Below are 7,326 nucleotides of genomic sequence, written 5' to 3' on the forward strand. Positions count from 1 at the left end.
TACAGAACTAAATCCTTTGTGTAAATTAATTGTCTAACTTTTTGGGGTCAGTACAATTTCTAGTGGATTTTTTAGTACAAGCCTCTTAATTAGTTTATTAATTTTTTGAACAGTGTAAAAAAGAGTGTCTTAATTCTTTTATGAAAGCGCTGTATAATTGCCTTGTAAATAAAATTTGAGAGGTATCAAAATGAATGATTGGTTAGACATTAAAGGCAAAACAGTTCTTGTGACGGGTGCGTCATCTGGGATTGGTAAGGCAATCGTCGAAGAATTGTTGGAATTAGGAGTCAATGTAGCGAATTTTGATCTTAGCGACAACGATTTGCGTCACCCGAATCTATTATTTGTAAAAGTTGATGTAACTTCTCGCTCTGAAGTAGAAGCAGGAGTCGCTAAAATAGTTGAAAGATTTGGCAATATTGATGCGGTAGTCAATAATGCGGGGATTAATGTACCTAGATTATTAATCGATGCAGAAAATCCTAAAGGTCCTTACGAGTTGGACGATGAGACGTTCGAAAAAGTAACAATGATTAATCAAAAAGGTTTGTATTTGGTTAGTCAGGCAGTAGGACGTATTTTAGTGAAAAATGGAAAAGGTGTAATTGTGAACATGGCTTCAGAAGCAGGCTTGGAAGGTTCTGAAGGACAAAGTGCCTATGCTGCAACAAAAGCAGCAGTTTATAGTTACACTCGTTCATGGGCGAAAGAGCTTGGTAAGCATGGTGTACGTGTGGTTGGAATTGCTCCAGGAATTATGGAAGCTACGGGACTTCGAACTCTTTCTTATGAGGAAGCTCTTGCTTATACCCGTGGAAAGACGGTAGAAGATATTCGAGCTGGTTATGCTTCAACCTCAACGACTCCATTGGGACGGAGTGGGAAACTACGGGAAGTAGCTGATCTTGTAGCGTTCTATATTTCAGACCGTTCTAGCTATATAACAGGTGTCACTACAAATATTGCCGGAGGTAAAACTCGCGGATAAAACAATGAAGGTGGGGAAGAGAGTTGACCTTAGTAAATCGATGGTATAATATTTTAGACAAAATGGTCTCGCAGCCAACTTATTCCTTGGTAGATATGCGCTCAGAACTGGATATTAGTTTGCAAACCTTGCAAAAGAGTATCCAACAATTAAATGATGTTTTGGCTCCTAATATCCAGATTATCTCACAAGATGATCAGTTAATGTTGGAAGTGTATGACTATACAGAGTTGGAAAGGATTTTATCTGGTAGTTTAAAACAGGAGAGTGACTTCAATTCTTCCAGTAAAAGAATTGCCTATTTGCTAAAACGTTTAATTGAGTCAACCTCCCCTCTTCTTATTGACGACTTGGCTGAGGAAGTAGGTGTTAGTAGAAGTACCCTTAATAAGGATTTAAAACAAGTAAAATCTTTGGCAGAGAGTTACTCTATTACTATTTCAGGAAAGCCCAACCGTGGGCTGGAGGTCTTGGGGAGCGAGCTGAATTTGCGCTTGCTCTATATTCACCAAGTGGCTCCTTACTTTGAAGGAAGGACACTCACTGAGGCAACCTCTTCTTTTCTGGAGACGCTAGTCCAGGACTATAAAATCCCTAAAGAAACACAGGAACTCCTTCGAAAGACCATTTCAATTATGGTGGAACGTATTCATACATCTAAGGTGTTGAATTGTCCTATTCCTTATTATAAGAATGATTTAACAGAGACACCTTTGGCTGAGAAATTAATCTATCATATTGAGATGACTTATAAGATTTCCCTCAGTCAGTTTGAAATAGACTTTTTGTGTTTTCCGTTTAATGTCCGTTTTATTGACACTTTAAGCAAGCCGTCTTATCAATCTGAACAGTTAGCAAACATTTTTCAAGGGATTGTCAAGAAAGTCAAAGAAACAATGTTGGTTCACTTTGATGATGAAGAATTATTTGAAGAAATAAAGTCTCATCTAGGCCCTTTAATCAATCGACTGATTTTCCATGTGCAAGCTAATGATATATTTCATGGCGAGGTTCAAACTCAATATCCTTTTGCTTTTGAAATGGCGAAAATTGCTGGAGAAGAACTATCTGCAATTTTTGGTTCAGAATTGGAATTATCTGAAATCGGATATCTGGCTTTGTATTTTGAAATGATTTTAAGAAAACAAAATTCTGCTGTTAAGGGTTCTCGCAAGCAGATAGCTGTAGTTTGCACAACAGGAAGAGGAACCGCTGCGATGATTATTCAGCAACTCAGACGAGTCCTTGGAAATGATGTAGACATTACTCAGTATTCTGAAGAGGATTTTAATGTGGAATTGAATCAGGACTATTTCGCGATTTTTACGACAGTTCCTCTAAAATATAAAGATTCTAAATCTCCAGTCATTCAAGTTAATCATCTTTTTGATGATCAATGGCTGCAGGAAGAATGGCAGAAAGCCAATGCTTTTCATCAAAAAAATCTAGAAACAGTCAGCTTACGCTTTCTTCGATTAAGCCCCCAAAAAACCTATCAGCAATACTTGCTAAATATGGTTGCAGAGTTAGGGAAACTTCAGATGATTGATAAAGGTTTTATAGAACGGATAATTGATAGGGAGAAAAAGCAATCAACCATTTTTGGTGGAGGAATTGCCTTCCCCCATACAATTAACCAGGGTTATGCAAAGACTATTTTAATGTTTGGAAAACTAGAAGAACCTTATCAAAAAGGAGATGAATGGATTGAATTTATCTTTCTAGTCGCCATTCCCTCAGAAATTGAAACAAAAATGGAAAGTGAATTACTGGAATTGTATGATGATATTTTTAGAATTGCAGGAGAGCCTTCTCTGAAAGAGGCATTGAGATCGGTAGAAACAGAGACAGAGTTTCTATCATTTTCTAAGAGCAAAGGAGTATTTTAATGAATTCGCTAATAATTTTCGCCGTATTTGTAATGGCAGCTTATATATTTCAAATGTTCCTCGGCTGGCAGCAACTCAAAGACTTCAATAAGACCTATACGATGCTCCGAAAACTGGGTCGCGTAGCGATTGGCAGGAAGTCCGGAAGAATCAAATCCGGTACGATTGTCATGTTCGCGGTTGATGAAAACGGTCGGGTTCTTAAAGCTAGCAAAATGCAAGGAGTCACAATCTTAGCGCGTTTTCAAAATATGGACGATTATGTTGGAGAAGACATCCATTATTTTGACAAGTATAATCCTCTTGTGAGAAAAGAAAATAAGTTGATGCAATCAGCCATAGAAGATGCTAGAAAAGTCTATCTTTTGCATGAGGCAGGTATTGAGAAAGAGACAAGTTCATCTGATTCTTTTTTGGGATTTGGCTTTTATGCGAATTACTTACAATCATCTATTAAACAGTTATTAAAAAAAAATAAGAAAAGGGGTTCCTTATGAATCACATTACAAAATTTGCAGAGAATTTTATGAAACTCTTCCAATTAGGTGGAGAAACCTTTATTAGCTGGATGACAAATATTGTACCGCTTGTCCTAATGCTATTGATTGCAATGAATACCCTTATCGCTTTCTTGGGAGAAGAGAAGGTCAATTCCCTGGCTAAGATTTCTGCCAAAAATCCTGTTAGCCGGTATATGATTTTACCTTTCATTTCAGCCTTTATGCTGGGGAACCCGATGGCAATCAGTATGGGACGTTTTTTACCAGAATATTATAAACCTAGTTTTGTAGCAGCTCAGATGCAGTTCTGCCACACTTCAAATGGTGTATTTCCGCATATCAATCCTGGGGAATTGTTTGTATGGATGGGAATCGCGACAGGGATTCAAACTTTAGGCTTGAGTCAAATGGAATTAGCCATTCGTTACATGCTTGTTGGGCTTGTCATGAACTTTGTAGGTGGCTGGGTAACAGATTTTACAACTGCTTATGTTGCGAAACAGCAAGGGGTTACCTTGAGTAAAACATTTGATTGATAGAAAGAGTGAATTTATGTCATATAAGAGTATAAAAGTTGTTAAAGGAAATGGCGGTTTCGGAGGACCTTTGGTCATTACTCCTAGTGAGGCAAAGCATAAATTTATCTATATCACTGGTGGCGGAGAAAAGCCAGATATTGTGGATAAAATTGCTGATTTGACAGGTATGGAAGCTGTTAATGGATTTAAAACATCTATTCCTGATGAGGAAATTGCTTTGGCAATTGTAGATTGTGGCGGAACTCTTCGCTGTGGAATCTATCCTAAGAAGGGGATTCCGACGATCAATATTGTCGCTACAGGTAAAAGCGGACCTCTAGCTCAGTATATTACAGAGGAAATCTATGTATCAGCAGTTGGTCTTGATCAAATTTCCGCTGCTAATGAAGATGAAAAAGCGACAACGGTGGTTACTGAAAAACCAACTTACGATACTAGTAAAAAAATCACAGAACAAAAAGCAGAAACAAGTATTGTAGCAAGAATTGGGATGGGGGCTGGTAAGGTTGTTGCGACTTTCAACCAGGCTGCTCGTGAAGCCATCCAAACAATGCTCAATACTATTATTCCTTTCATGGCATTTGTTTCTTTACTAATTGGGGTTATTCAGGGTTCTGGTGTTGGAAATTGGCTGGCAAAACTAATGGTTCCTCTAGCTGGGAACATTTGGGGACTCATTTTGATTGGCTTTATCTGTTCCTTGCCATTCTTATCTCCTTTGTTGGGCCCTGGAGCTGTTATCAGTCAGATTATCGGAACCTTAATTGGAGTCGAAATCGGAAAAGGAAATATTCCGCCTCAAATGGCTCTGCCAGCTATATTTGCTATCAACACTCAAAATGGCTGTGATTTCATTCCTGTAGCACTTGGGCTATCTGAGGCGAAAGCTGAAACTGTTGAGGTTGGTGTCCCTTCTGTTCTCTATTCACGTTTTCTCAATGGTGTTCCTCGGGTCTTAGTAGCTTGGGTCGCTAGTATTGGTCTTTATCAGTAGAGCATGGTTAGGTTGTGCACACATATAAAAAATAGTATCTTAAACTTATCTATTAGGAACATGAAAGATTAGAGAAAGGATGAATCGGAATTAGATGAAGAAAATTTTTGAAGCTAAAGTAATTCAAGTGGGACCTGAAGCTCAGAATATGATTCAAGACGCTAATATGCTCATTTTATTTGGAGAAGAAGCTCCGGAAGACTTAGCAGAGTATTGTTTTAAGATTGATAACAAAAATCTGCTAGGTTCAATACTAGAAGGCGGCAAGCTGGTGGTAGATAATCAGGAATATTCGATTACTGCCGTGGGAAATGTAGTAGAAAAAAATTTAACTGGACTGGGCCATATCACTATTTCTTTTGATGGTTCAAAAGAGGGCAGTCTGCCGGGCACTCTCCATGTTGCAGCAGACCAAGCAGTAGTAATTGAGAAAGGTTCTACCATTCAGATTTTCTAAGTAGCTCAAGTAGGATAGAAAATCAAATCCTGTAAACTATCAAAGCAGCAGCCTAAAACTAAACGCAGCCTCCCTTAGGGGAGGTTCAGATTGAAGACAAAGTCCTTAGAAGACACTTTTCTAAGGGCTTTTCTTTTTGTAAAGTTGTATAATAGAGGTAAGAAAAGTTGTGAGGTGCTAGCTATGTTTCACAAAGAAAAACCTGATTATCATCGCTGCCAATATGGCTTCTATACGATAGACGAATTGGTCCCAGAAGATCACTTTCTTCGCCAATTGGAATCAGAGGTTGATTTCGACTTTATGATACTGTCAATAATTTTGTGTAAACACTCAAGTAGAGTTATAGAGTGCTAATCAAATAAGCTTTCAAGTGTGTCAGAACATTGTCCAAACCCTTTATGGATTCGTTGACTTTGCTTGAAATTATAATCTTCAAACAAAGTAACTAAGTAACGTTCCAGAGCCTCCTCGTTAGGAAAAAGAACCTTCTTTTTCGTTTGACGTTTGATTTCTTTGTTGAGAGACTCAATGAGGTTTGTCGAATAAATGCTGTGCCAAATCTGGTAGGGAAACTGATAAAAAGTTAAAAGATTATCCGTATTCTCCAGACTTTCCATGACTTTCCTATACTTTGGTTGCCATTCGGCGATAAAGTCCTCTAAAGCTTGTACTGCCATTTCTAAATTTTCAGCACGATAAATCATTTTAAATTGCCCCAGAATAACCGCTCGATCAGATCGTTTCACCCTACTAGCCAGATTTCGACTAATATGAATTAAGCAACGTTGTTGTTTAGCTAATGGGTAAGCCTGCTGATAATCTGCTCAAGCCCTTAGAATCACAAAATCAACTAGATAGCTTACGAGTACGTAAAACAGATAAGATTGACGCTGAAAAACTAGCTACGTCTCAGTTCATCCTCAATCGTAAACCAAGCTATGTCCAAGAAGTGCTTTATCAAGAATTACGCGACCTCAGCCATTTCTATCAGAATCTTACTGGGGATATTTTCTGCGCTAAAAACCGTCTGCACAAGGTTCTACAGGTCTCTTTTCCTGAATTGTAAAACATCTTATCGTCACCAACTGTGGGAACAATATTGGAACTTGGTCATGACTTTTCCATGTAATAGTTTTGTACTGGAGTTAGATGACGCCGTATTAACAGCTATCATCCGTCAGTCTACGGCAAAACGCATCTCTGAAAAACGTGTGACTTACTTAGTAGATAAGCTTACAAAACTAGCTAATCAGTCTTATTGTGAGGTCAAGAAAACCTCTCCAATGATGGAAGAGATCAAATACTATGCAGGGGAGTTACTTAGGCTTTCTGAATATAGACAAAGCGTTTTAGAGGAGATGGTAACTTTGGCTCAACCTTTGCCAGAATACGAGATTCTTCTCTCTATTCCTGGAATCACTGAACCCACAGCGACAAGTATTATTGGCGAACTTGGTGACATTCGTCAATTTCATTCTGCCAATCAAATCAATGCTTTGATCAGCATTGACCTCAGCCACTATGAATCTGGGGACTTTCTAGCCAAGGAACAGATCACCAAACGTGGGAATCCCTATGCCAGAAAGGTTCTCTTTAAGTGCATTCATAACATAGCTTCAGCTGGCTACACCAATCCTTGTCATATAGCAGACTTCTATGAGAAACGGAAAAGACAATCGCAAGTGACTTCAACCAAACCACACACGATTGCCTCTACACATCGTCTCATTAGAACAATGTATTACCTCATAACACATAACAAGCTTTACGATTATACTTCTACCCAAAATCGGTAAAATTGTTTATGCCATATGATTGTAACACCTTATCAAAAAAAGGCTCCTTGTCAACTGTAGTGGGTGACGAAAAGCTAACATCTAGAGAGGACCGGATAGGTTTTCTCTTTTTGTATGTTCAGAGTGATGAAAACACGTTTCTTAAAGTTGATAAAGT

The 7,326-nt window shown here is 38.3% G+C and carries 6 protein-coding genes and 2 pseudogenes; 7 read left to right on the forward strand and 1 reads right to left on the reverse strand.

All coding sequences use genetic code 11. The features are described 5' to 3' along the window. The first annotated feature begins 190 nt into the window (after positions 1-190). The 6 genes from RWZ99_RS08235 to RWZ99_RS08260 all read left to right on the forward strand — a co-directional run bounded on the left by RWZ99_RS08235 (position 191) and on the right by RWZ99_RS08260 (position 5,370). The gene (locus tag RWZ99_RS08235; RefSeq protein ID WP_002893988.1) at positions 191-991 is read left to right on the forward strand and encodes an SDR family oxidoreductase; all 801 of its coding nucleotides are present in this window, start codon (positions 191-193) and stop codon (positions 989-991) included. A 62-nt stretch (positions 992-1,053) separates the two neighbouring features. Continuing rightward, positions 1,054-2,880 carry a PTS sugar transporter subunit IIA gene (locus RWZ99_RS08240; protein WP_314677933.1) on the forward strand — a complete coding sequence of 609 codons (1,827 nt, stop codon included), beginning with the start codon at positions 1,054-1,056 and terminating at the stop codon, positions 2,878-2,880. Next, positions 2,880-3,377: a transcriptional regulator GutM gene (locus tag RWZ99_RS08245; protein WP_314677929.1), complete on the forward strand. Its 498-nt coding sequence runs from the start codon at positions 2,880-2,882 to the stop codon at positions 3,375-3,377. The genes RWZ99_RS08240 and RWZ99_RS08245 overlap by 1 nt, the downstream gene beginning before the upstream one ends. Next, the gene (locus tag RWZ99_RS08250; RefSeq protein ID WP_314677930.1) at positions 3,374-3,916 is read left to right on the forward strand and encodes a PTS glucitol/sorbitol transporter subunit IIC; all 543 of its coding nucleotides are present in this window, start codon (positions 3,374-3,376) and stop codon (positions 3,914-3,916) included. Before RWZ99_RS08245 ends, RWZ99_RS08250 begins: the two co-directional genes overlap by 4 nt. A gap of 16 nt (positions 3,917-3,932) precedes the next feature. Beyond that, positions 3,933-4,913: a PTS glucitol/sorbitol transporter subunit IIB gene (locus RWZ99_RS08255; RefSeq protein ID WP_022496544.1), complete on the forward strand. Its 981-nt coding sequence runs from the start codon at positions 3,933-3,935 to the stop codon at positions 4,911-4,913. A 94-nt stretch (positions 4,914-5,007) separates the two neighbouring features. Further along, a complete protein-coding gene (locus RWZ99_RS08260) occupies positions 5,008-5,370 on the forward strand; it encodes a PTS glucitol/sorbitol transporter subunit IIA (RefSeq protein ID WP_195520192.1) in 363 nt (120 codons plus the stop codon). 353 nt (positions 5,371-5,723) lie between these two features. Here the strand turns inward: RWZ99_RS08260 and RWZ99_RS08265 are convergent. Beyond that, positions 5,724-6,188, reverse strand: a pseudogene (locus tag RWZ99_RS08265) (transposase); the annotation flags it as partial. 8 nt (positions 6,189-6,196) lie between these two features. Here RWZ99_RS08265 and RWZ99_RS08270 point away from each other — a divergent pair. After that, a pseudogene (locus tag RWZ99_RS08270) lies at positions 6,197-7,169 on the forward strand (IS110 family transposase); the annotation flags it as partial. Between the last annotated feature and the right edge of the window lie 157 nt (positions 7,170-7,326).

Origin of the sequence: uncultured Streptococcus sp. (assembly GCF_963545685.1) — a bacterium.
In the GTDB taxonomy this organism is placed as follows: domain Bacteria; phylum Bacillota; class Bacilli; order Lactobacillales; family Streptococcaceae; genus Streptococcus.